The organism is Campylobacter concisus (assembly GCF_002913745.1).
In the GTDB taxonomy this organism is placed as follows: domain Bacteria; phylum Campylobacterota; class Campylobacteria; order Campylobacterales; family Campylobacteraceae; genus Campylobacter_A; species Campylobacter_A concisus_R.
This window is the reverse complement of record NZ_PPCG01000003.1, coordinates 1-603: the sequence shown is the minus strand read 5'-3', so window position 1 is coordinate 603 and position 603 is coordinate 1. Positions and strand designations below refer to the sequence as shown.

Here is a 603-nt window from a genome sequence, read left to right as displayed (position 1 = left end):
TATCCACTTTAAGCTTTGCCACTTTTTCTAAAATTTCAAACATACTCTTGCCACTATCAAATTCACTCTTTATAAATTTATAAAGCTCCTTAAATCTCTCATCGGCTTCAAGCTTATAGGTTTGAGACTTTTTAGTAACTTGTATAGGCGTAAATTTCTTCTCTTTCTTCTCTTCTTTGTTTTGTTTTTCAAGATCATTTATGGAATTTATGGTCTCTTTTGCTAGCTCCTCATCAAGCTCTAAACCAAAGCGCTCCTTTAGTGCAAATTTAGCCCATTTGCCTTTAAACTCATCAACACTCATATCGCTATCAAGCAGTTCAGCTGTCTTGCTACCACCAAAAGCTATAAAAGAGAGGATTTTTTTATTTGCGAACTGATCTATAAAATCATCAACACTAAGCTTTTTACTATTCAATGGATCTTTAAAAATTCCCTTTGGCTCAAATGCTGGATTTCTCTCAAGCCCTAAAGCGCCGCTATCATCTATAAATTTCTTTAGCTCATCTATCTCATCTTTTGAAAAAGTGTCGTCATAGCCCATTAGCTTGCCAAGTATGCTTACTCTTGGCTCTCCTTCACCTTTTACAAATCCAGTGAGTG

Annotated in this window: 1 protein-coding gene; it reads right to left on the bottom strand. The window is 35.3% G+C overall.

Annotated features, from left to right (window positions below; genetic code table 11):
• Window positions 1-603: hypothetical protein (locus CYO90_RS00470; protein WP_181000190.1), on the bottom strand; the 603-nt coding region annotated here is incomplete at both ends.